Annotated in this window: 22 protein-coding genes; 14 read left to right on the forward strand and 8 right to left on the reverse strand. The window is 64.9% G+C overall.

What is annotated here, in order from left to right; translation table 11 throughout:
* Window positions 1-6: 6 nt before the first annotated feature.
* Together I2456_RS13120 and I2456_RS13125 are read right to left on the reverse strand one after the other, a co-directional pair.
* Window positions 7-456 (reverse strand): DUF6941 family protein, encoded by a 450-nt coding sequence (locus tag I2456_RS13120; RefSeq protein WP_068156273.1) that lies wholly within the window; start codon window positions 454-456, stop codon window positions 7-9.
* A gap of 177 nt (window positions 457-633) precedes the next feature.
* A complete protein-coding gene (locus tag I2456_RS13125; RefSeq protein WP_085074128.1) occupies window positions 634-2469 on the reverse strand; it encodes a DUF4407 domain-containing protein in 1836 nt (611 codons plus the stop codon).
* A gap of 223 nt (window positions 2470-2692) precedes the next feature.
* Between I2456_RS13125 and I2456_RS13130 the strand changes: the two genes are divergently transcribed.
* Window positions 2693-3250 (forward strand): hypothetical protein, encoded by a 558-nt coding sequence (locus tag I2456_RS13130; protein ID WP_068027437.1) that lies wholly within the window; start codon window positions 2693-2695, stop codon window positions 3248-3250.
* A 117-nt stretch (window positions 3251-3367) separates the two neighbouring features.
* A complete protein-coding gene (locus I2456_RS13135; protein WP_068158557.1) occupies window positions 3368-3796 on the forward strand; it encodes a type II toxin-antitoxin system Rv0910 family toxin in 429 nt (142 codons plus the stop codon).
* Here the strand turns inward: I2456_RS13135 and I2456_RS29135 are convergent.
* The 4 genes from I2456_RS29135 to I2456_RS13150 form a co-directional block, all read right to left on the reverse strand.
* On the reverse strand, window positions 3747-4070 hold the full coding sequence (locus tag I2456_RS29135) for a hypothetical protein (RefSeq protein WP_085074127.1): 324 nt from the start codon (window positions 4068-4070) through the stop codon (window positions 3747-3749). The two genes, I2456_RS13135 and I2456_RS29135, sit on opposite strands and share 50 nt — an antisense overlap.
* A 102-nt stretch (window positions 4071-4172) precedes the next feature.
* Complete coding sequence (locus I2456_RS13140) at window positions 4173-5900, reverse strand: molybdopterin-dependent oxidoreductase (protein ID WP_082965731.1); 1728 nt, start codon at window positions 5898-5900, stop codon at window positions 4173-4175.
* Between the two features lie 218 nt (window positions 5901-6118).
* Window positions 6119-6601: a nuclear transport factor 2 family protein gene (locus I2456_RS13145; protein WP_085074126.1), complete on the reverse strand. Its 483-nt coding sequence runs from the start codon at window positions 6599-6601 to the stop codon at window positions 6119-6121.
* Entirely contained in the window at window positions 6598-7482 is an 885-nt protein-coding gene (locus I2456_RS13150) for an LLM class F420-dependent oxidoreductase (RefSeq protein WP_085074167.1), read from the reverse strand. Before I2456_RS13150 ends, I2456_RS13145 begins: the two co-directional genes overlap by 4 nt.
* Window positions 7483-7844: 362 nt before the next feature.
* Here I2456_RS13150 and eccB point away from each other — a divergent pair, with 362 nt between their 5' ends.
* Together eccB and eccCa are read left to right on the forward strand one after the other, a co-directional pair.
* Window positions 7845-9365, forward strand: coding sequence for a type VII secretion protein EccB (gene eccB / locus I2456_RS13155; RefSeq protein WP_068158555.1), 1521 nt, complete (start codon window positions 7845-7847; stop codon window positions 9363-9365).
* On the forward strand, window positions 9362-13534 hold the full coding sequence (eccCa, locus tag I2456_RS13160) for a type VII secretion protein EccCa (RefSeq protein WP_068027452.1): 4173 nt from the start codon (window positions 9362-9364) through the stop codon (window positions 13532-13534). The genes eccB and eccCa overlap by 4 nt, the downstream gene beginning before the upstream one ends.
* 21 nt (window positions 13535-13555) lie before the next feature.
* On the opposite strand, the gene I2456_RS13165 is transcribed toward eccCa, so the two are convergent.
* Window positions 13556-14740, reverse strand: coding sequence for a cytochrome P450 (locus tag I2456_RS13165; protein ID WP_085074125.1), 1185 nt, complete (start codon window positions 14738-14740; stop codon window positions 13556-13558).
* A gap of 207 nt (window positions 14741-14947) precedes the next feature.
* Between I2456_RS13165 and I2456_RS13170 the strand changes: the two genes are divergently transcribed.
* From I2456_RS13170 to I2456_RS13190, 5 genes are all read left to right on the forward strand, one after another.
* The gene (locus tag I2456_RS13170) at window positions 14948-15142 is read left to right on the forward strand and encodes a ferredoxin (protein ID WP_068027458.1); all 195 of its coding nucleotides are present in this window, start codon (window positions 14948-14950) and stop codon (window positions 15140-15142) included.
* Between the two features lie 419 nt (window positions 15143-15561).
* Entirely contained in the window at window positions 15562-16827 is a 1266-nt protein-coding gene (locus tag I2456_RS13175) for a PPE family protein (protein ID WP_068027462.1), read from the forward strand.
* Between the two features lie 87 nt (window positions 16828-16914).
* Window positions 16915-17214: a PE family protein gene (locus I2456_RS13180; protein WP_068027465.1), complete on the forward strand. Its 300-nt coding sequence runs from the start codon at window positions 16915-16917 to the stop codon at window positions 17212-17214.
* 11 nt (window positions 17215-17225) lie between these two features.
* Window positions 17226-18452: a PPE family protein gene (locus I2456_RS13185; protein ID WP_068158552.1), complete on the forward strand. Its 1227-nt coding sequence runs from the start codon at window positions 17226-17228 to the stop codon at window positions 18450-18452.
* A 46-nt stretch (window positions 18453-18498) separates the two neighbouring features.
* A complete protein-coding gene (locus I2456_RS13190; protein ID WP_068027470.1) occupies window positions 18499-18822 on the forward strand; it encodes a DUF732 domain-containing protein in 324 nt (107 codons plus the stop codon).
* Window positions 18823-18895: 73 nt separating this feature from the next.
* Here the strand turns inward: I2456_RS13190 and I2456_RS13195 are convergent, their stop codons facing one another.
* Entirely contained in the window at window positions 18896-19939 is a 1044-nt protein-coding gene (locus I2456_RS13195; protein WP_085074124.1) for a class I SAM-dependent methyltransferase, read from the reverse strand.
* A 224-nt stretch (window positions 19940-20163) separates the two neighbouring features.
* Here I2456_RS13195 and I2456_RS13200 point away from each other — a divergent pair, with 224 nt between their 5' ends.
* From I2456_RS13200 to I2456_RS13220, 5 genes are all read left to right on the forward strand, one after another.
* Window positions 20164-20487, forward strand: coding sequence for a DUF732 domain-containing protein (locus tag I2456_RS13200; protein ID WP_085074123.1), 324 nt, complete (start codon window positions 20164-20166; stop codon window positions 20485-20487).
* A gap of 364 nt (window positions 20488-20851) precedes the next feature.
* Window positions 20852-21151 carry a type VII secretion system ESX-5 target PE19 gene (locus tag I2456_RS13205; RefSeq protein ID WP_068027478.1) on the forward strand — a complete coding sequence of 100 codons (300 nt, stop codon included), beginning with the start codon at window positions 20852-20854 and terminating at the stop codon, window positions 21149-21151.
* 313 nt (window positions 21152-21464) lie between these two features.
* Window positions 21465-21761, forward strand: coding sequence for a WXG100 family type VII secretion target (locus tag I2456_RS13210; protein ID WP_163703836.1), 297 nt, complete (start codon window positions 21465-21467; stop codon window positions 21759-21761).
* 50 nt (window positions 21762-21811) lie between these two features.
* Entirely contained in the window at window positions 21812-22096 is a 285-nt protein-coding gene (locus tag I2456_RS13215; RefSeq protein ID WP_068027678.1) for a WXG100 family type VII secretion target, read from the forward strand.
* Window positions 22097-22180: 84 nt separating this feature from the next.
* Complete coding sequence (locus tag I2456_RS13220; RefSeq protein WP_067408913.1) at window positions 22181-23083, forward strand: ESX secretion-associated protein EspG; 903 nt, start codon at window positions 22181-22183, stop codon at window positions 23081-23083.
* Window positions 23084-23209 lie beyond the last annotated feature (126 nt).

Here is a 23209-nt window from a genome sequence, read left to right on the forward strand (position 1 = left end):
GACCTGCTACGCCGAAGGTGTCGGCGGATGACCGCCGAAGGTGACGATGAATGCTTCGACGGTCGTGGCCTCCTCGTAGCCTTCGACTTCCACCCGCCACTCGTAGATGCCCGGGTCGAGCGGGATGCCGCCTGGAATGTTGAGCGTCAACGGCATGCGCACCGACGTGCCGTGAATGGCCCCGGGCAGGCGTCCCGCCTCGGCGGCAGCCTCAAACGAGATCCGTTGCGGGCCCTGCGGACCGGGCACGGTCACCGGTTTGCCGTCGGTGGTGAGCAACTGACATTTCAGCTTGTGCGGCGTGTTCGTCTCATCCCAGTCGATGTCCAGAAACATCACCAAAGCGAAAGGGGGAGTAGGCGTTTGACACTGACGCCAGCCGAGCCCGAGTGCGTGGATCTTGCCCGATTGACCATCGGCTTGTGCGGCGTCGGCGAGAAAAAGACTGACCTTCATCCGGTCGCCTGGCTTCCTGCTCGTGCGATCGATACCGTCGCGAAATCCACCCGATCCACGTCTTGCTCCCAGCCGTGTGTGTGCGAACAACCCCAGAAGTCGCTCGGGTTTACCACCGTCCCCGCCCGACCCATCCCGTCGGCGAGATAATACGCCGCAGGAAGGGTGACTATGCGGCTACTTCCCGGGCGGCAGTTCGGGCGGACCATCGGGGGAGCGCAGCGCGCGGGGTCCCTGACGCTCGGCCAACTCACGTTGCCCTGGTTCGCCGGACCTGATTGCGATGTCCGACAGGTCATTTGACGCACCCGGCTGCAGCGACTGGTGCTGCCGACTGGTGCCGAGGTGGTGGTAGCTCGCACCACGGTCGGCGCCAGCACGTGACGATGCGACATGACTACGGCGCGAGTGGGTGTCGGTGGCCGCGGCATCCGACGGTCCTTGTCCGTCGCCCGTCGAGCTTTCCGAATTCACCGTGACCTTATGGGTCCGTTTGAACGAGAAGGTGATCTCTTCGACCTCTTCGAACACCTGGCGCGCGCTGCGCAAGGGTGCCGTCGTATTGTCGATGACCCGCGCGACGAACGGCGGCACCAGCGGACGGATCCACCGCGTGGCGGCCTTGGTCGCATCGGGAATCGAGGGAATCACCGGTGCGCCGCGCTTCTGCTGGCGTTGGACCGGCGCACTGTCGGGCTCGATCGTCGCAGGCAGGGTCTCAGCGTCGTCGAGGGCTCCGTTCAGTGACTCGTCGGGGAAATCGTCCTGCGCCACGGTGGGCAGCGGCGTGATCGCCCGACTGGCTGCCTCTGCCTCAGCGGCGATGGGCAGGTACACATCTTCGGCTACCGGCTCGATAACTCGTTCCAGCCCAGCATGTACCGGCGCTTCGAGCGCCTCGGCGACTCGACGGCGTTGTTGCTCTCGATCGATTTCGGCCTGGGCCTCGATGGCCAGCCGCGTCTGCGCCAGTTGGTGCTCGGCCCACATGATTTCGGCGTCGCGGCGGACCTGCGCCCGCTTGATCGCGATCGCGGTATCGGCGTCCACCTCAGCCCGATCTTGGTCGGCGCGCGCGGAGGAATGCCGGTCCTGCGTTGTCTCTCCCCGCCATAGCCGCACAATCAGCGGCAGGAGATACAGCAGCGCACACAGCGCGACGGTCAGCAGGCGCAGCAGGAGAACCCCGACGCCGGTCATGGTCAGCTCGTTCATGGTCACCCACCGAGCGCCCAGTCCGTGGTCGGCACCGGCCACCACGGCGGCACGTGCCTCGGTGAGCGTCTGCTCTTCGCGGGCGATCGTGGCGTCCAACTGGGGAGCCTGGGCATCGCGAGCCGCCAACGCGTTATCCAGGTCCCGCTGTGCATCGGCGAGAAGCTTGTTGGCCGTTCGCGTTTCGGGTCCTTGCCCCGGAACACCGGTGATCCGGGTCTGCGGGCAGGCCGGAGTCGGATGGTATTCACAGCGCGCAACGACCAGCGCCTCGTCCAAATGCGTGCGCGCCCGGTCGACCGCCGTGTCGAGCGACGTCCGGCTGGCGCTTGTCTGACGCGCAGCGGCGGCCGCCTGTGCGACAGCAGGTGCCGAATCGGCGTTGCGCAGGGCGTTTTCTGCCAAGCGGTGATCGATCGACCCGGAGAACAGGACCAGCGCCGCGATATCACCGACGACGGCACCAACCGCCACGGCGACGACGGCACGTGCGGCGATGTCCGGCCACCGCCGAGCCGGGCCGCTGATGGTGGAGCGGGCTACCGCAGCGACGAGGATGCCGAAGAGCAAAGTCGAAACGACGACAGCCCACGCCGGCCAACTTGTCGACGCGGTCAGGGCAAGTGCCGCGACGAGCCATGCCAACGAAGCCCCGAGCGCAACCACCGCGCCGGCGATGGCGTGCGTCGAGCGTTCGTGCCGCTCTTCGGGTTCACCCGCGTGGCCGCCGCCCAGCCAAGTCAGCAGGCCCTCCAGTCGCGCAACGCCATGTTGATCAGGACTTTTGTGGGCGCACATGAGAATCTCTACACCTCCAAGTGCTCCAGCCTCCCAGGCCACCGCCGTGCACACCGAATCCAGCGGCCGGCATGTGGTGTTCTTCACACCGCCGTCCTGCTGCGGCGCGGGTGCAATACGGCGCTGAGCCGGGCAGTTCTGCGCGCCGCGTCAGCCGCCAATCTCCGACGACGCGGCGCGATCAGCGTCGTTAACGACAACTGACATGAGACGGTATAAGCCTATGCAAAACCATGACTTCCTCACCTACGAAGAGTTCGGCCGCAAATTCTTCGAGGTCGCCGTCACCGCGGATCGGGTCGCCGCGGCGTTCACCGAAATCACCGGCAACGAGTTCGAGATGGAACCAATCGCCCAGGGGCCCGGGGGGATCGCCAAGGTCAGCGCGAAGGTCAAAATTCAAGAACCGCGGGTGACCCGCAAGCTGGGCGACTTGATCACTTTTGTCATCCACATCCCGTTGTCCATCGACCTGCTGCTCGACCTCCGGCTGGACAAGCAGCGGTTTTCGGTCACAGGAGACATCGCCCTGCGCGCGACGGCGCGTGCCGCCGAACCACTGCTGCTGATCGTCGACGTGTCCAAACCGCGTCCGTCCGACATCACGGTCAACGTGTCGTCCAAGTCTTTCCGAGGCGAAATCCTGCGCATCCTCGCTGGTGTGGACGGCGAGATCCGGCGCTTCATCGCCCAGTACGTCAACGAGGAAATCGACGCGCCGCAGTCGCAGGCGGCCCAGATCATCGACGTGGCCGAGCAGCTCGCATCGGCGTGGCCATAGTCCGTTCCCACCGGCCGGCGTTGCTGCGCAGCGACCTCAGGGTTTACCACGTCGCGACGTCCGGGTATGTAGGGAGCTTGGACCGCGAGCAACAGTCGCAGGAGGAGCGGATAAACCATGGCACGGGTGGATGTCTCGACCACATCGGACCTGGCACCGGAGGCTGCCTGGAAACTCGCCTCCGACCTGCGCCGATTCGATGAGTGGATGACGATCTTCGGTGGCTGGCGGGGCGAGGTGCCGTCGACGATCGAGGAGGGCACCTGCGTCTCGTCATGCATCAGGGTGAAGGGCTTCCGGAACACCGTGCACTGGACAGTGACGCATTACGACGAGCCGAATGCCATCGAACTGCAGGGACGCGGCCGCGGCGGCATCAAGATCGGCGTGGCTATGGACGTCAAGCCGGAAAAGACAGGGTCGACCTTCCACCTCACGGCCGACTTGAGTGGCGGGGTGCTCAGCGGTCCGATCGGAAAGCTTGTCGCCCGCGTCCTCAAGTCAGACGTACACAATTCCGTGCAGAACCTGGCTGCCCTGCGCTGACCCAGCGCGACCGACGGGGGAGCCGTTGGCGCTCCGCGTCGCGAATTCGCCTGCGATCCATGCTCAACCACGACAATCCGGCGCTGAAGGTGAGCATCGATGCGATGCCTGCCGCCAGGCCGATGCCCACTTGCCCGAGGGCGAACGTCAGGACGCAGATCACGAACGCCAGCCCAGCACCGGCGACCAGCAACAGGCCCGGTGAGCGTTGCATGCTGTCCGCGGATTGATCGTCGGGGCGTACTGGCTGGCTGGGTTCGCGCGAAACGTGCATCGCTGTGAATTACCCGAATCACCGCTTGGACAAACGGTTTCCGGTGTTGCCAAGTGATGAGCTGTGCGCCGTCGGACGGTCTACGTCGCCGCGCAGCGGCGGCTAAAGCGTCTGGTGGCGCCCGAAGAATTTATGGTCTTCGCTGTAACCGCCGTAACCGCTGCCTACTTCGGAGTAGTGGGCGACGAACTCAATGCCCTTGATCCACTTGACTTGTTTGAAGCCGTGCTGCAATTCGTTGCGCAGACGCAGCGGGCGGCCATGCAAGTACGGAAGCGGCTCGTCGTTCATGTTGTAGGCCAACATCGTCATGTGGTGGCCCATCTGCTCGATGGGGTGTGCGTTGTAATAAATGCCGCCGGTGGCGCCCTCGCCCATCGAGTAGAAGACGACCCATTTCGCCTCCGGACGCGGTTTGACGATGTCCATGATCGTCTTCATCGACACGCCACCCCATTTGGCCACGCCAGACCATGCCTGAATGCAGAAGTGCTGCGTGATCTGGTCGTGGTAGGGCAGCGCCCGCAAGTCCTCCAGCGAGAATGCTGTCGGGTTCTCGACCAGACCGTAGACCCGTAGTCGCCAATCGCGAAAGTCGTTTTTCTCCAACTCTTTGTACTCGACGGTCTCCGGTAACCGCCCGTTGCGCCAATGGAACGGTGAGATGTCCTTCTCGGTGAAGGCGCCCGGTTTGGGGTCAAGGTTCTCCAGCACCCGCTGGAATGGACCGATCAGCGCGTATCCCACTCGCTGAATCACGCGTGGATGCCGAATTGTGAACGGAGTAGCGGCAACCCACGCGATCGCCGACACGATCAGCGCCGCGGTGAAGATCAAAAAGCCCACCCAACTGTTGTCGTCGCGCGCGGCGAACATGTGGTTGAGATTGCGCAGAGCGTCGGTCGCGAAGACGAGCGTGACATGGGCGAGGATGAAGAACAAAAAGTAGACGAGCACCAGGAAATGCAGCGAGCGGGCATGCTGGATGCTCAGCCGCTTGCTCAACCAGTGGACCCGTTGCGACAAAGCAGGCGACATCCCGAGTCCGGTGAGCAAAGCGGCCGGAGCGGCGATGAAGACCGTGGTGAAGTACGCCAGCATCTGCATCCCGTTGTAGGCGACCCAGCCGTTGTCCTCCGGCCAGTCAAGCGAGAGGTATTGGATCGCGACAGATGCGGCGTGGGGAAAGACGTCCCAACTGGTCGGCACGATGTGCCGCCATTGCCCGGTGACGAAAAGCAGAACGTAGAACACCGCACCGTTGAGCAGCCACAGGACGTCGACGCCTAGATGCCACCACCGTGCCAAGCCGATGGAGTGCCGAAAGCCCGGTAACCCGAACTGTGGTGGCAAGGCGACCGTGTCGGAGTTCGCCGTCCATAGCGGGTCATCGGGAACCGGGGGTCCCACGCGTAGCCATTCGTCCTTACCGGGAGTCGCGTTGCGGCTGAAGTACAGCCGTGGATGGTCGCACAGGATCTGAATCCCGGAACGGATGATGAAGATCATCATGAACAGGTTGAAGAAGTGCGTCCACCCGATCCAGGCGGGCAGGCCCGGGCTGACCCCGGTATGTGTGCTGGTCCCTGGATAGCGCTGAATGAACGACTGGACGGCGGGCATGTGGTGCAGACCTTTGCCGATCGCCACACCGGCGACCAGCACAGCGAAGCCGATGGGGATCAGCCACAGCAGGTTGAACCACTTGTCGCGTCCGACGCGCAGTCGCGGGGCAGTCGCTCGCCGAGTCAGGTCGAACCCACCGCCGTACGTCTCGACGTCGACGACGTCCTCGGCGGGGTGCACCTCTTTGGCGTAGTCGACACCCAACTGCCGCTCCTGCCGGGCGACCTCATCGGCCTCGGTCAGGGTTCCGGTGGAACTGGCGGGGGTGTTGCCGTGTTTGCCTGCGTCCTTCACAAAGCTCAAAGTACACCTGATCGCTTGCGCAACCGCAATCGTCTTTGAAGACCAATAATGCTCATAGCAATTTTTAATTTCGACTGGCAGATCGCGGGGCGGGCCGGGTCGTCGGCCGCCTTCCAGGCTCAGGAGGGGGCGCGACCCCGGATGCGGCGCACGGGCCGGGTCTCGATGGCGTTGATCGTCAGGACCCGGCGGCTGATTAGCCAGCCGACGCTCGTGGACTCGTACTCGTCGTCATAACGCACATGCCACACCACATCGACCGCTTCGGCTGAGCCGGTATCCGGCCGCCGATTCCAATGGTGGGCGACGCAACTGATGCGACCGTATGCGGTGCCCGGTTGCGCGCCGGGGTCATAGACTTCGCCCACGATCGCGTGCTGGGTGCGTTCGGTTTGCGCGACCGCTGCTACCGCCGCGCCGATGGCGTCTCGGCCGCGATGTGCGTGCACCGGCTCGAGGCTGGCCGGCGGATCGGGAATGACCAGCTCGGCCCCCTCGGTGAAAAGGTAAGCGACGGTGGGGAATTGGCGATCGTCGACGTGCGCCGCATATCGATGGGCCAACTCACTCAACGCTGCTCGGTCTGCCGCGGGGACGCTCACGACGTCACCGGCGTCAAGGCCAGCCGCTGTGCGCAGTCCGACAAGGTGTCTTTGGCTTGCTCGATATCGGTGATTGCAGGCATGCCCAACACCAGCCGGTGCGCGCCCTGTGCAGCCAACCCGGCGGCACGTTCGGCGTCGATCTTGGTCACCAGATGGCTCAGCGACACCTCGAGCAGTGCGGGATCGCGGCCCGACGCAGCTGCCTGCTCATGCATGATCGCGATGAGGCCGGCCAATTTGGTCCCCGTTACCCCCAGCGGCTGAAAGCCGTCACCCAGGCGGCCGGCCCGGCGCGCGGCAGCGGCGGAGTGCCCTCCTATGTGAACAGGAAGGTGCCCGACGGGTTTGGGGTAGCACATCGTGTTGTCGAAGCGGAAGAACTCGCCCCGGTGCGAGGCGCCTTCGGGATTATCGGCCCACAGCGTGCGCAAGACGGCCAGCTGCTCATCGGCGCGCCTGCCCCGGGTCTCGAAGTCCGCGCCACACGCCTCCAGTTCCTCCTTGAGCCAGCCCACGCCCACGCAAAGCCGGAGCCTGCCCCCGGAGAGGGCATCGACCGTCGCCGCACGCTTGGCTAAAACCACTGGATGGTGATTGGGCAGCACCAACACACCGGTCGCCAGCCCGAGTCGGCTGGTGCGGGCGGCCAGGAACCCCAGCAAGTCCAGGGGGTCGGGGATCGGGCAGTCCGCACCCAGCCCCACCCGGCCGGAAGTGTCATAGGGGTAGACACTCTCGTACCGGGAGGCCAGCACGGTGTGCTCGACGACGATGATGGACTCGAAACCGCACGCTTGCAGATGCTGCGCGAAGGCGGTCATCCAGTCAGGGTCGGCGGTGACACCGGCAGCCACCGGCGCGACCACCCCGACTTTCAACGGAACCTGCTCGGCGGCGCCCATGGCAACCGAAGCTAACAGGCGGCCTGCCGCCGGTCGGCGCACGACCGCCACCTATTAATAGGAAGCAACGGCTCCGGCGCTAAATATTCGTGCTTGGTCCTCAGTGCAGGTCAAAAGCAGGAAATGGAAAATCGGCTTCGACAGGCCGACTTGGCCAAACGCCGCTACCATTCCCAGTGAAGGCATGACGAAACTTGGGGGATTGCGCGGTTTGATCGCCGCGTGGCGAGGTTACGGCAGTTGCCCTACGGTTATCGCTGTGGGCAGCGCTGATCCGACGGCTAGGCCACATAACCTGCCCATAACCAGGCATTCAGCAGACCGGAAGGTGATCTAACGTGGCTGAAGAGAGCCGCGGACAGCGGGGGTCGGGGTACGGCCTTGGGTTGTCAACGCGGACCCAGGTAACCGGTTACCAGTTCCTGGCGCGCAGAACCGCGATGGCATTGACCCGCTGGCGTGTCCGGATGGAGATCGAGCCCGGCCGGCGCCAGACGCTCGCGGTGGTCGCGTCGATTTCGGCTGCGGTCGTGATCTGCCTGGGAGCACTGCTGTGGTCCTTCATCAGCCCGTCCGGGCAGATCAACGAGTCGCCCATCATCGCCGACCGTGACTCCGGCGCACTGTACGTCCGCGTGGGTGACCGGCTGTACCCGGCGCTGAACCTGGCATCGGCACGATTGATCACCGGCCGGCCCGACAACCCGCACCTGGTCCGGTCCAGTCAGATCGCCGGCCTGCCGCACGGACCGCTGGTCGGTATCCCGGGCGCCCCGACCGAGTTCGCGCCGAAGAACCCGCCCTCGTCGTCGTGGCTGGTGTGTGACACGGTGGCCACTTCCTCCAGCGTCAGCGCGCCGTCAGGCGTGACGGTGACCGTCATCGACGGCACCCCCGACCTGTCCGGCCACCGCCGAATCCTCAAAGGCTCAGACGCCGTGGTACTGAATTACGGTGGAAGCGCCTGGGTGATCCGGGAGGGACGCCGCTCGAAGATCGACGCAACCGACCGGTCGGTGTTGCTGCCCCTGGGATTGACGCCCGAGCAAGTCAGCCAGGCCCGGCCGATGAGCCGCGCGCTGTATGACGCCTTGCCGGTGGGTCCGGAACTGCTGGTGCCAGAAGTGCCCAATGCGGGCGCCCCCGCGACGTTCCCCAACGCTCCCGGTCCGGTTGGGACGATCATCGTCACGCCGCAAATCAGTGGGCCGCAACAGTATTCGCTCGTCTTGATCGACGGTGTGCAAACGCTGCCACCGCTGGTGGCGCAGATTCTGCAGAACGCCGGCCGCCCGGGCAACACCCGACCGGTGACGGTGGAACCGTCGCAGCTGGCCAAGATGCCCGTCGTCAACAGGCTGGACCTGTCGGCCTACCCGAACGAGCCGTTGAACGTGCTCGACATCCGGGAGAACCCCTCGACGTGCTGGTGGTGGGAACGGACCAACGGCGAGAACCGGGCCCGGGTCCAGGTGGTCTCCGGACCGACCATCCCCATCCCGAGCAACGAAACCAAGCGGATCGTCAACCTGGTCAAGTCGGACACCACCGGACGGGAAGCCGACCAAGTCTATTTCGGTCGCAATTACGCGAATTTTGTTGCGGTGACCGGCAATAACCCCGGCGCCCAGACGGCGGAATCACTGTGGTGGCTCACCAACGCGGGCGCCCGGTTCGGAGTGGACGACACAAAGGAAGCGCGGGACGCATTGGGCTTGACGTTGACGCCGAGCACGGCGCCCTGGGTGGCGCTGCGCCTGCTCCCGCAAGGGCCCACCCTGTCGCGCGCGGATGCGCTGGTGGAGCACGACACCTTACCCATGGACATGACCCCGGCAGAATTGGTGGTACCTAAGTGAAACGCGGATTTGCCCGGCCCACACCGGAGAAGCCTCCGGTCATCAAGCCGGAGAACATCGTCCTACCGACGCCGCTGAGCATCCCGCCACCGGAGGGGAAGCCCTGGTGGATCGTCGTAGTCGGCGTCGTGGTGGTCGGCTTGCTCGGCGGTATGGTCGCCATGACCTTCGCCAGCGGTTCTCGGGTGTTCTCCGGCGCCGGCGCCATCTTCCCGATCTTCATGGTCGGCGGCATGGCGATGATGATGTTCGGCGGCCGGTTCGGCGGTCAGCAGCAGATGAGCCGGCCGAAGCTGGACGCGATGCGCGCCCAGTTCATGCTGATGCTGGACATGCTGCGCGAGACCGCGCAGGAGTCGGCGGACAGCATGGACGCCAACTACCGGTGGTTCCACCCGGCGCCCGACACACTGGCGGCGGCCGTGGGTTCCCCGCGGATGTGGGAGCGCAAGCCGGACGGCAAGGACTTGAACTTCGGCGTCGTCCGGGTGGGCGTCGGGATGACCCGTCCCGAGGTGACCTGGGGCGAGCCGCAGAACATGCCGACCGACATCGAACTCGAGCCGGTCACCGGTAAGGCGCTGCAGGAGTTCGGACGTTATCAAAGCGTCGTCTACAACCTGCCGAAGATGATTTCGCTGCTGGTCGAGCCCTGGTACGCGCTGGTCGGCTCGCGGGAGCAGGTCTTGGGGTTGATGCGCGCGATCGTGTGCCAGCTGGCCTTCTCCCACGGACCCGACCACGTCCAGATGATCGTGGTCAGTTCCGACCTGGAGGAATGGGAGTGGGTCAAGTGGCTGCCGCATTTCGGTGACTCGCGGCGCCACGACGCGGCAGGCAACGCCCGGATGGTGTACAGCTCGGTGCGCGAGTTCGCCGCCGAGCAGGCCGAATTGTTCGCCGGCCGTGGGTCGTTCACTCCTCGGCACGCCAGTTCATCGGCGCAGACTCCGACGCCTCATCACGTCATCATCGCCGATGTCGACGACCCGCAATGGGAGTACGTGATCAGCGCCGAAGGCGTCGACGGCGTGACCTTCTTCGATCTGACCGGCTCGTCGATGTGGACAGGTGTCCCGGAGCGCAAGCTGCAGTTCGACGACAAGGGCGTGATCGAAGCGCTGCCGCGCGACCGCGACACCTGGATGGTCATCGACGACAAGGCGTGGTTCTTCGCCTTGACCGACCACTTCAGCAGCGCCGAGGCAGAAGAATTCGCGCAGAAGCTGGCGCAGTGGCGACTGGCCGAAGCGTATGAGGAGATCGGTCAGCGGGTGGCCCACATCGGCGCCCGCGACATTCTGTCCTACTACGGAATCGACGACCCGGCGAGCATCGACTTCAACGCTTTGTGGGGCAGCCGCACCGACACGATGGGCCGGTCGCGGTTGCGGGCCCCGTTCGGTAACCGCTCCGACAACGGCGAGTTGCTGTTCTTGGACATGAAGTCCCTGGACGAAGGCGGCGACGGTCCGCACGGTGTCATGTCGGGTACCACCGGTTCGGGTAAGTCGACGCTGGTGCGAACTGTGATCGAATCGCTGATGCTCGGGCACCCGCCGGAGGAACTGCAATTCGTGTTGGCAGACCTCAAGGGTGGGTCGGCGGTCAAGCCGTTCGCGGGTGTGCCACACGTGTCTCGCATCATCACCGACCTGGAAGAAGACCAGGCGTTGATGGAGCGATTCCTGGACGCGCTGTGGGGCGAGATTGCGCGCCGCAAGGCCATCTGCGACAGCGCGGGCGTCGACGACGCCAAGGAGTACAACTCGGTGCGGGCCAGGATGCGGGCCCGCGGCCAGGACATGGATCCGTTGCCGATGCTCGTGGTGGTCATCGACGAGTTCTACGAATGGTTCCGGATCATGCCGACCGCCGTCGACGTTCTCGACTCGATCGGCCGCCAGGGTCGTGCCTACTGGATCCACCTGATGATGGCATCGCAGACCATTGAGAGCCGCGCCGAAAAGCTCATGGAGAACATGGGTTACCGGCTGGTGCTGAAAGCCCGTACCGCCGGTGCCGCGCAGGCGGCCGGTGTGCCGAACGCGGTGAACCTGCCGGCTCAGGCGGGTCTGGGTTACTTCCGCAAGAGTCTCGAGGACATCATCCGGTTCCAGGCGGAGTTCCTGTGGCGCGACTACTTCCGCCTCACCACCGTCGACGGCGAGGAGGCTCCGGTGCTGGTGCACAGCATCGACTACGTTCGCCCGCAGTTGTTCACCAACTCGTTCACGCCGTTGGAAGTGAGCGTGCAAGGCCCCGACACCATGCCGGCCATCGGGCAGTCCAACGGCTCCAACGGTGAACTGCTCAATGGTGATGGCGCGGAAGAAGAGGACGAAGAAGGCATCCGTACGCCCAAGGTGGGCACGGTGATCATCGATCAGTTGCGCAAGATCGACTTCGAGCCGTACCGGTTATGGCAACCGCCGCTGACCCAGCCCGTCGCCATCGACGAGCTGGTCAACCGATTCCTGGGCCGTCCCTGGCACAAGGATTACGGCACCGCCCGCAACCTCATCTTCCCGATCGGGATCATCGACCGTCCGTTCAAGCACGACCAGCCGCCGTGGACGGTCGACACCTCCGGGCCGGGTTCGAACGTACTGATCCTGGGTGCCGGCGGTTCGGGTAAGACCACCGCGCTGCAGACCCTGATCTGCTCGGCGGCGCTGACCCACACGCCCGAGCAGGTGCAGTTCTACTGCCTGGCCTACAGCAGCACCGCGCTGACCACGGTGGCCCAACTGCCGCATGTCGGTGAGGTGGCGGGTCCGACCGACCCGTACGGTGTGCGCCGGACAGTGGCTGAGCTGCTGGCTCTGGTTCGCGAGCGCAAGCGCACCTTCCTCGAATACGGCATCGCCTCGATGGAGATGTTCCGGCGCCGCAAGTTCGGTGGGGAAGCGGGTCCGGTCCCCAACGACGGCTTCGGCGACGTGTACCTGGTCATCGACAACTACCGGGCACTGGCCGAAGAGAATGAGGTGCTGATCGACCAGGTGAACCTGATCATCAACCAGGGCCCGTCCTTCGGGGTGCACGTCGTGGTCACCGCCGACCGTGAGTCGGAGCTGCGGCCGCCCGTGCGTAGTGGTTTCGGCTCCCGGGTCGAACTGCGCCTGGCCGCGGTGGAAGACGCCAAGCTGGTGCGTTCCCGGTTCGCCAAGGACGTCCCGGTCAAGCCGGGCCGCGGCATGGTCGCGGTCAACTACGTCCGACTCGACAGCGACCCGCAGGCGGGTCTGCACACACTGGTGGCCCGTCCGGCGCTGGCCAACACGGCCAACAACGTCTTCGAGTCCAACAGCGTCGTTGCGGCGGTAAGCCGACTCACCACCGGGCAGGCCCCGCCGGTGCGCCGTCTGCCCGCGAAGTTCGGTGTGGAACAGGTGCGCGAGCTCGCGGCACGCGACACCCGGCAAGGGGTCGGCGCCGGTGGTATCGCCTGGGCGATCTCGGAGTTGGACCTGCAACCGGTCTACCTCAACTTCGCCGAGAACTCGCACCTGATGGTGACCGGTCGACGCGAATGTGGCCGTACCACAACGTTGGCCACCATCATGTCCGAGATCGGCCGGCTGTACGCGCCGGGCGCCAGTAGTGCGCCCACCCCGCCGCCCGGTCGCCCCTCGGCGCAGGTGTGGCTGGTCGACCCGCGTCGCCAGCTGCTGACCACGCTGGGTTCGGACTACGTGGAGAAGTTCGCCTACAACCTCGACGGTGTCGTGGCGATGATGGGTGAACTCGCCGCGGCCCTGGCGGGTCGGGAACCTCCGCCCGGACTGTCCGCCCAGGAGCTGCTGTCACGGTCTTGGTGGAGCGGCCCGGAGATCTTCCTCATCGTCGACGACATCCAGCAGTTGCCGCCGGGCTTCGACTCGCCGTTGCACAAGGCAGTGCCGTTCGTGAACCGGGCGGCAGACGTCGGCTTGCACGTCATCGTCACCCGGACCTTCGGTGGTTGGTCTTCCGCGGGCAGTGACCCCATGCTGCGCGCCCTGCACCAAGCCAACGCGCCGCTGCTGGTCATGGACGCCGACCCGGACGAGGGCTTCATCCGCGGGAAGATGAAGGGTGGTCCGCTGCCTCGCGGTCGTGGTCTGCTGATGGCCGAGGACACCGGTGTGTTCGTCCAGGTGGCGGCCACCGAGGTGCGCAAGTAGCACCGCACGGTGGGGCGGGTCCTAGTCGGATCGGCCCCACCGCAGCGGTAACTGCTTGAGCGCGAACGTCTTCGACGGAAACGGGATTTCGGGCACGTACCCCTCGGGTAGTTCGAAGTCGGGGATCTGCTTGAGCCATTCCGCGACGATCACGGTGAGCTCGATGCGCGCCAGGTGAGAGCCCAGGCAGCGATGCGGTCCACCACCGAACCCCCAGTGCCGGTGCAGCTTTCCGTCCATGACCAGGTCGTCGGTGGACATCTCGTCGCTGCCGTCGCGATTGATCGCAGCCATGCACAACCGCACCTGTGAGCCGGGCGGTAACGTCATGCCGCCGACGTTGACGAAGTCGGTGGTGATCCGGGGCGCCACCGGGGCCGAGGGCTCCAGCCGAACGATCTCCTCGATGAAAACCCTGATCTGCCTCGGGTTGTCGACCAGCTCGGTGCGCAGCTGCGGTCTACGTGCCAGTTCGAACAGTGAAAAGCCGATCGCTGCGGTCACCGTGTCGAGACCGGCCAGGATCAACAGGTGACTCATGCCCAGCAACTCGAGATCGGTGAAGTCGCCTGGGCCGGTCATGATTTGCGACAGCATGTCCGAGCCTGGCTTCTCCCGGCGGTGCCGAACGGCGGCGATGAGGTACTCGAACAGCTCGAGCTGAGCCTGCTCCATCTCGGCCATAGACGGGAAAGGCGTGTCACCGATGCTCGCATCTTTCCAGGCGATCACCCGATCCCGGTCCTGCACCGGCAGGCCGTACAGATCGAGGAACACCTGAAACGGGTACAGCCGCGCGAAATCGGCCATAGCCTCGCACTCACCCCGGCCGCTGAGGGCACCGATCATGTCTGCGGCGTGCCGTTCCAGTACCGGCCGTGACTTGTTCAGGGCCAGCGGGCTGAAGTAGGGCTGCAGAATTTTGCGATACCGAGTGTGCTCGGGCGGATCGAAGGCCAGTGGGACGACGGGCAGTGGGTTGCCCGGCGGCTGCAGCACCCTGGACGAGAAAATCTTGGGGTTGCGCAGCGCAGCCAATACATCTTCGCGGCGGGTCAGGTAGTAGTAGCCGTTCATGAAGACCACCGGTCCGGCGTCGCGCAGGGTCTTCCATCCGACGCCCCGATCCTCGGCCAACGGCAACGACGAGTATTCAAGCCGCGGAAGGTAAAACGCGCCGGCCTCGCCTCCACCCGAAGTGCTCATGCGTCGAAGAAGTCTCTCCCTATGGTCCGGCTGTCCGCGGACACTCATGCAGCCCGGCCGTGCTGCCCACAGCACAATATGGCATGTGCCGCATAGACCCACCAATTCGTGTGCTGCTGAGGCATATCCGACGCGGCGGGAAGCAGGCGGTTAGTCTACGTTCGACCAACCCGTCTCGCTGAGGCGTGGTCGAGAGAGGACAGCCGAGTGAAGATTCGTCTCGAACAATCCAAATGCGTGGGCCACGCCCAGTGCTACGCGGTTGACCCGGACCTGTTCCCGATTGACGATTCGGGCTATTGCATCCTCGAAGAACACCACGTGCGGCCAGAAGATGAACAGGTTGCCAAGGACGGGGTGGCCTCCTGCCCGGAGATGGCACTCGTCCTCGAAGAGGACTGACGTTCGGCCGCCGGCTCGGGGTGCAGGGCCCGGGTTGACGCTTCGCAGAAGTCGCAGGTGGCACGGACCGGGCTCAACATCTGACTTAACTGCGGTTTAACAAACGTTTTCACGGAGTGAACAGTTGGCATCGTCGGCTCCGAAGGCCCAGTTCAGCCCTTAGAGTTTCATATGAGCGACAACTGAGTCACGACACGATCGCTTGCAAACGCTTATGGGACTGACGGGATATCGAGGCAGAAAGCGCCAGCCGCAGATGATCCCTGGTATTGGCTCAACGATAGAAGCCCGGAGGGTATCGGGCTGCCCGACGAGAAGATCGGGAAACAGAACTGCAGGTATTCGGGGCAGCATCGTGGCTGCAACTGTGCGAGAGCGACAGCTTTGAGCCGCCAATCGTGGTCGGTTGAGGAGGGGAGTTGTTCGACTTCGGGGCGTTGCCGCCTGAAATCAATTCGGGCCGAATGTATTCCGGCCCAGGTTCGGGGTCGATGATCGCCGCTGCGTCCGCCTGGGATGGCGTGGCGGCCGAATTAGGTTTGGCCGCAACGGGTTACGCATCAGTTATCGACGAGCTCACCAGCTCGCCGTGGCTCGGCCCGGCTTCGCGGTCGATGATGGCCGCAGTCGCACCGTACGTGGGCTGGCTGAGCGCGGTCTCGGCGCAGGCCGAGGACGCGGCCAGTCAGGCGCGCGCCGCCGCGGCGGCGTACGAGACCGCGTTCGCGCTGACGGTGCCGCCGCCGGTGATCGCGGCCAACCGGGTGCTGCTGATGACGTTGATCGCCACCAACTTCTTCGGGCAGAACACGCCGGCTATTGCCGCGACCGAGGCCCAGTACATGGAGATGTGGGCGCAAGACGCCGTCGCCATGTACGGCTACGCGGCGTCGTCGGCGCTGGCCACGGAGTTGAGCCGGTTCTCGGCACCACCGAACACCACCAGCCCGGAAGCAGTCGGCAACCAGTCCGCTGCGGTCGCCCAGGCCACGGCCACGCCCGCGGGCAACTCCGCGCAGAACAGTGCGGCGACGATCCCGCAGCTGCTTTCCTCTGCCGCTGCGCCGCAAGCAGCGGCACAGCAGGCGGCGGCGGCGCCGGCCGAGGCCGTGCAACCCAACTTCATCTGGAACACCATCCAGGACTTCCTGATGTACGGGTTGCCGACGCCGGCCAACAACTACACGGGGCTTACCGGCGCCAACTACACGGCGGTGATCAAGCAGACGCTGCAGGCCTACTTCGGCACGGGTTTGGCAAGCTTCGGCGCATCCATCTGGCAGCAAACGTTCCAGGGCTTAGGGTCGACGGCCGGTGCAAGTGGTGCCTGGTACCCGACACCGCAGTTCGCCGCCTTGGGCGCGGGAGGCTGGAACTTCCACGGCGGGGCGGGCTTGGCCAGTGTCGCGTCGTCCACCAAAGTCGGTGGACTTTCGGTACCGGCAAGTTGGGGCAACGCGCCCGGTGCGCTGCCGGGTGCCGTCGAGGGCTCGACCACCAAGCTCGTCAGTGCGCACCTGGGCGCAAATGGGTCACCGATCGGCCCGGAGGCCGGCCAAGGCGGGGTCAACGGCGCCCTGCGCGGCTTCCCGGTGGGATCGCGCAGCGCCCAACGCGCAGGCAACATGGGCGTCCGGTACGGCGTCCGCTACAGCGTCCTGGCCCGGCCGCCGTCGGCGGGATAACCAAATGCCAACTACGCCAACGAAATAGCTCGACCAGCAACACCAGACCAAGTGATTGAGCCGGAAGCTTACCGAGGAGGAAACCGAATGTCTTACCTGACTACGCAACCAGAGGCGCTGGCGTCGGCGGCTGGCACTTTGCAAGGGATTGGTTCAGCCATGAACTCTCAGAACGTCGCGGCCGCCGCGCCCACCACGGGTGTGGTCCCAGCCGCCGCCGACGAGGTGTCGGCGCTGACCGCGGCACAGTTCGTCGCGCACGCCCAGATGTACCAGGCCGTCAGCGCACAGGCTGCGGCGATCCACGACATGTTCGTCAATACCTTGGGCGTCAGCTCGGGGTCGTACGCGGCGACCGAGGCGGCCAACGCGGCCGCGGCCGGCTAAGGAGTCAAGACATGGCACTCGATTTTGGCACGCTACCGCCCGAGGTCACCTCGGCGATGATGTACTCCGGCCCCGGAGCATCGTCCTTCGTGGCGGCGGCGTCGGCATGGAACGGGCTGGCGGCTGAGCTGACGTCGACGGCCCAGGGCTACGAGCAAGTGCTTGCCCAACTGGCCGGTGAAGAGTGGCTAGGACCGGCGTCAGCAACCATGGCACAGGCCGTCGAGCCGTATGTGGCCTGGCTGACCGCCACCGCCGGCCAAGCCGAACAAGCCGGCGCCCAGTCGCAGGCGGCGGCGGCCGCGTTCGAGACCGCATTCGCCTCGGTGGTGCCCCCACCGGTGATTGCGGCCAATCGTGCCGCGCTGGCCCAGGCGGTGCAGACCAACATCCTCGGGCTGAACAACGGGGTCATTGCGCAGTTGGAATCCCAGTACCTGGAGATGTGGGCGCAGAACGCTTCCACCATGTACAACTACGCGGGTGCCTCCGCCGCGGCCAGCCAGGTCACGCCGTTCAAGGCGGCCCCGACGATCGCCAATCCGGCCGGGACCACCACTCAAGCCGCCGCGGTCACAGCGGCCCAGGCGGCGCCGGCGGCTTCGATTCAGGACTCGCTGCAGAGTTTCTTCAACTCGATCACCGGCCAACTGGGCCAGCTGGCCACGCCCGCCGGGACCAATGCGCTGGTGTCACAGTTGACCACCAGCAACCCGCTGCTCACCGAAGTCTGGTTCCTGTTGAGCGGGCAGACGGTACTGCCGTCGAACCTGGGCACCTTCTTGACCGGATACAACAACTACGCGAGCTTGTTCTACAACACCGAAGGCTTGCCGTACTTCAGCGTTGGTATGGCCAACTCCGGTGTGCAGGTGGCCAAGTCGGCGGGTGTCCTCGGTGGCGCGGCGCCGGCGGCGGCTGCCGCCGTCCCCAAGCCGCCGATCAGCGGGGCGATCGGCGCCGCTGGTGGTCAGGTGGCGGCCGGGCTGGGCAGTGGTGCCCACGTCGGACACCTCGCGGTTCCGGCTTCGTGGCCGGGTGCGTCAACCGCGCCGGCGGCGGTCCGCCCGGCGGTGCAGCTGATCAGCGAGCCGATCACTACCGGCGAATCCGGGGCCGGAAACGTGTTGAGCGGCATGCCTGTTGCCGGGACGGGTACCGGCGCGCGAGGAGCCGGCGCAGGTCCCCGCTATGGGTTCAAGCCCACCATCATGGCCCGGCCACTGCCGGCCGGCTGATCGGAAACCTCCAACCACGCCGTCTCATTCGAAAGGAGCAGCAAAAATGTTCAAACGCATTCTGGTTGTGACGGTCGCGTTGCTCGGACCGCTGGGAGCCGTCGGCACCGCTCAGGCCGACACCTCCTCGGACGCGAAGTTCATCGCACTCCTGAAGAACGAGGGCATCAGCGACCACATCTCGCCTGCCCACGCGATCGAGGGCGGCCACATGGTGTGTACGAAGCTCGACCAGGGCATGACGCCCACCGAGGTGGCCAACGACGTACTCAACAGCAGTTCGATGCCCGCCTATCACTCCGGTTACTTCGTCGGCGCCGCCATCGAGATCTACTGCCCGCAGTACGAGCCCGAGGAGTCGAAGACCTAGCAGGACTGGTGAAGGATTACACCGCCGCTGCTGGGTCGCTTCGGCAGCGGCGGTGTAATCCTTCACCAGTCGGTCAGCGGGTCTTGCGAAAAACCAGCCAGCGCAACTCGATTGGCGATTGCTCAGGCTCGACGTCGAACACGTCCAGGCCGTTGGCCCAACCGACGAACCAGTTCGTGGGCGGCCAAGCACCTTGCGGCAGATGCGCCTGCTCGTACTCGACGACGGAATCGTCGGCCACCAATTCCAGCGGCAGCTCGCCCGCCGCGCCCGCGACCTCGTCGCGAGTGAAAATCATTGTGTTGCACTGCTGCCCGAGCTGCACCGCGGCACTGTCCGGAAGGTAGCTCGGGCGGGGCAGGAACGCATTGAACACCAGATGTCCGCCGAGCGCCAGGCAATCGGCGGCAAGTTCGAACACGCCGCGCAGCTCTTGCGTGGTCCGGAACTCCGGCACTACCTCCGAGGCCACGATGAGCTGATAATCCGACCGAACCCCGTCCATGGAGTCGAACGCGTCGCTCTCGATGACGTGCACGTCGAGCGACTCCTCCTGCGCCTTGGAACGGATGATTTCCGCGAACTTCGGCGTCATTTCCACCGCGTCCACCGGATGTCCGCGCCGGGCCAGCGCCAGGGCATTGCGTCCGGTTCCGGCGCCGACATCCAGCACGCGATAGGTCGCCGGATCGGCCGCCGCCGCGGCCAGCGCCGACACGCGCGCGTCAGCTTCGGTGCCGAACAGTGGCCCCTCCCGGGAACCGACCCAGGTGTCGTAGTCGCCTGCGACCGTCACCCATTCGGCTTGCACGCGATAGTTCATGCCGACGCCGAACGGAGCGTGGTAGGAGATCACGATGTTCGAACGCTGAGAAGCGTTGTACGCCCGGGCCAACTCCGTCTCCAACATCGTTCTGAGTTGAGCGGTTTCGTCGGCCGTCTGCTGGGCACCCACGCTGGCGAAGATGTGGTGGCAGATCTTCATGTACTCGTCGATCAACGCCGGAACCGCCGGCACAGTGATCTGGCCCGCGGCGACCGATCGCCGATACAACCGTCGCGCCATGGCGTCGCGCAGCGTGGGCGGATCGAAGCGTCCGGTAGGCGGATCCTGCATGAGACTCTTCTACCTGACCCGGCCCGCTTCGTACACCGCGGGCGCAGAACCTGTATCGACATGCGCTGCAACAGGTTCGGACAAATCGATACGTTTCTGGCCGTTAAGTGGCCGACAGGTAAACAACGCATGTACAGCTGCGCGGCGAGTGGAACGGCGGCCCATCCGTGGGAAGAATTCGAACTGTCGGAGCCGTCAGCAAGTCCACTTCGGGAGGGTCTGACATGTGTTCGCGAGTTGTCGTAGCCGCAGTGCTGGTCGCGGTACTCGGCCCGATGGCAGTCGGGACCGCACACGCCGACGGGACCGACGACAAGTTCCTCGCCGACCTGCGGGCCGAAGGCATCACCGACCACCTCTCGAGCGCACATGCGATCGAGGCCGGCCACTTCGTGTGCGTAAAACTCGACAACGGCATGTCGGCGACCGACGTAGCCAATGACGTGCTGAACAGCAGCAGCATGCCGGCCTACCATTCCGGGTTCTTCGTCGGCGCCAGCATCAACGCGTACTGCCCGAGGCACAAGAATGAACTGCCTGCCACCTGACGCGGCATCCGGTTGACCCAGCCTTATATATAAGGTGTCGCCCGACGGCCTGGACCGGTCATCACGGCAGGGTTTTCCGCTCCGAGATTCTTTCCCCTGGTGTCTTTGAATGCCAGAAATATCCCGTTCAACAAGACGTCGCGGACCAGCCGCCACGATCCTGTGCACTCAATTGCTGTGGAATGACTGTGGCAGGCCCCTAACCAGGGCCAACGCTGTTACTGTGTCGTTACACCAGGTGAATTCGTCGTGCCGTCGAGTGAACAAATGCTAACAGGCGCCATCGAGCCCAACCTGGGACCGGACAGTCATCTACTCTCTTGGCTGAGAGCGATGCTGGGGAACATCTGAGGGAGGAAACAGCATGTCGTTCGTGACCACACAACCGGAAGCTCTGGCAGCGGCGGCGGGGAACCTGCAGGGCATCGGCACGACCATGAGCGCCCAGAATGCGGCGGCGGCCGCCCCGACGACCGGAGTTGTGCCCGCTGCGGCCGACGAGGTGTCAGCGCTGACCGCCGCCCAGTTCGCCGCGCATGCGCAGATGTACCAGGCGGTCAGCGCCCAGGCCGCTGCGATCCACGAGATGTTCGTCAACACGCTGGCAACGAGTTCCGGTTCCTACGCGGCAACCGAGGCCGCAAACGCAGCCGCCGCCGGCTGACCGAACTGGCCCTGCAGCGACTCGGGACGGATTGGCTACGGACGTGAACTCCACGGCAACCTCCCACCGCTCGGCGACTTCGACTATCGGCTCGGGCGGGCCGGCAGCCGAGGTCCGCACGAATTCTCCGTCAACTCGGACGCCGCGGTTTGGGTTCGACGTATATCTGACCGTGCAAGACCCGGTGGCCGCCGGCTGACGGAAGGGGGGAATCAGCCGAAGTTCACGGTCGGTGGTTGTGTCACCGCACAGCCGATCCGGCCATCGCGTCCGTAACAACAATTCAGGTAGCAACAACTAAGGAGAAACCAGCATGGCTGGACGCTTTATGACCGACCCGTACGCGATGCGGGACATGGCGGGCCGTTTTGAGACGCACGCCCAGACCGTCGAGGACGAGGCCCGCCGCATGTGGGCGTCCTCGCAGAACATCTCCGGCGCAGGCTGGAGCGGCCAGGCCGAGGCGACCTCGCTGGACACCATGGGCCAGATGAACCAGGCCTTCCGCAACATTGTCAACATGCTGCACGGAGTGCGCGACGGACTGATCCGGGACGCCAACAACTACGAGCAGCAAGAGCAGGCCTCCCAGCAAATCCTCAGCAGCTAGCTTCCAAAGCCGCAGCTGCGTACGCTTTCTGACATTAGGAGAACATCGATATGACCATTAACTACCAGTTCGGCGATGTGGACGCCCACGGCGCTCTCATTCGCGCGCAGGCCGCCAACCTGGAGGCCGAGCACCAGGCCATCGTTCGCGATGTGCTGGCTGCCGGTGACTTCTGGGGTGGCGCCGGTTCGGTGGCTTGCCAGGAGTTCATCACCCAGTTGGGTCGCAACTTCCAGGTGATCTACGAGCAGGCCAACTCCCACGGCCAGAAGGTTCAGTCCGCCGGCAGCAACATGGCGCAGACCGACAGCGCCGTCGGCTCCAGCTGGGCCTAAAACCGAACTTCAGGCGCGGCAGCACACCAGCCGGTGTGCTGCCGTGTCCTGCAGTTATCAGGCACGTCAACTTCTGAGGCAGGGATGGACCAGCAGAGCACCCGTACCGATATCACCGTTAACGTCGACGGCTTCTGGATGCTCCAGGCGCTCCTGGATATCCGGCACGTCGCACCCGAGTTGCGTTGCCGTCCGTATGTGTCCACGGACAATAACGACTGGCTCAACGAGCACCCCGGCATGGCGGTCATGCGAGAACAGGGCATCGTCGTCGGCGACGCCGTCAACGAGCATGTCGCCGCCCGGATGAAAGTGCTCGCCGCTCCCGACCTGGAGGTCGTTGCTCTGCTGTCCCGCGGGAAGCTGCTCTACGGCGTGGTCGAGGACGAGAACCAGCCGCCCGGCTCCCGCGACATTCCCGACAATGAGTTCCGCGTGGTACTGGCTCGTCGCGGCCAGCACTGGGTGTCGGCGGTCCGGGTCGGCAACGACATCACCGTCGACGACGTCTCCGTCACCGACAGCGCCTCGATCGCCGCGCTGGTCCTCGACGGCCTGGAGTCCATCCACCACGCCGATCCCGCCGCGATCAACGCCGTCAACGTGCCCTTGGAGGAGATGCTGGAGGCGACGAAGTCCTGGCAGGAGTCCGGCTTCAACGTGTTCTCCGGCGGCGATCTGCGCCGCATGGGCATCAGCGCCTCCACCGTGGCGGCACTGGGACAGGCCTTGTCGGATCCGGCTGCCGAAGTCGCGGTATACGCCCGGCAATACCGAGACGACGCCAAGGGACCCAGTGCATCGGTGTTGTCCCTCAAGGACGGATCGGGCGGACGCATCGCCCTCTATCAGCAGGCGCGAACGGCGGGTTCGGGTGAAGCGTGGCTTGCCATTTGTCCGGCTACTCCGCAACTGGTGCAAGTAGGTGTGAAGACCGTTTTGGACACGCTGCCCTATGGCGAATGGAAAACGCACAGCCGGGTGTGACCGTGGGTTTCCAAACACGGTGCGTGACAATGATTTTGAAGAATTAATGCAGTCGAGATGCGAACACGGCGAATTGCTCTAGAATCGGCTGCAATGCAAAAAAACAGCGTGACCAACAACTATTAG

The sequence above is a fragment of the Mycobacterium kubicae genome (assembly GCF_015689175.1).
GTDB classification, from domain to species: Bacteria; Actinomycetota; Actinomycetes; order Mycobacteriales; family Mycobacteriaceae; genus Mycobacterium; species Mycobacterium kubicae.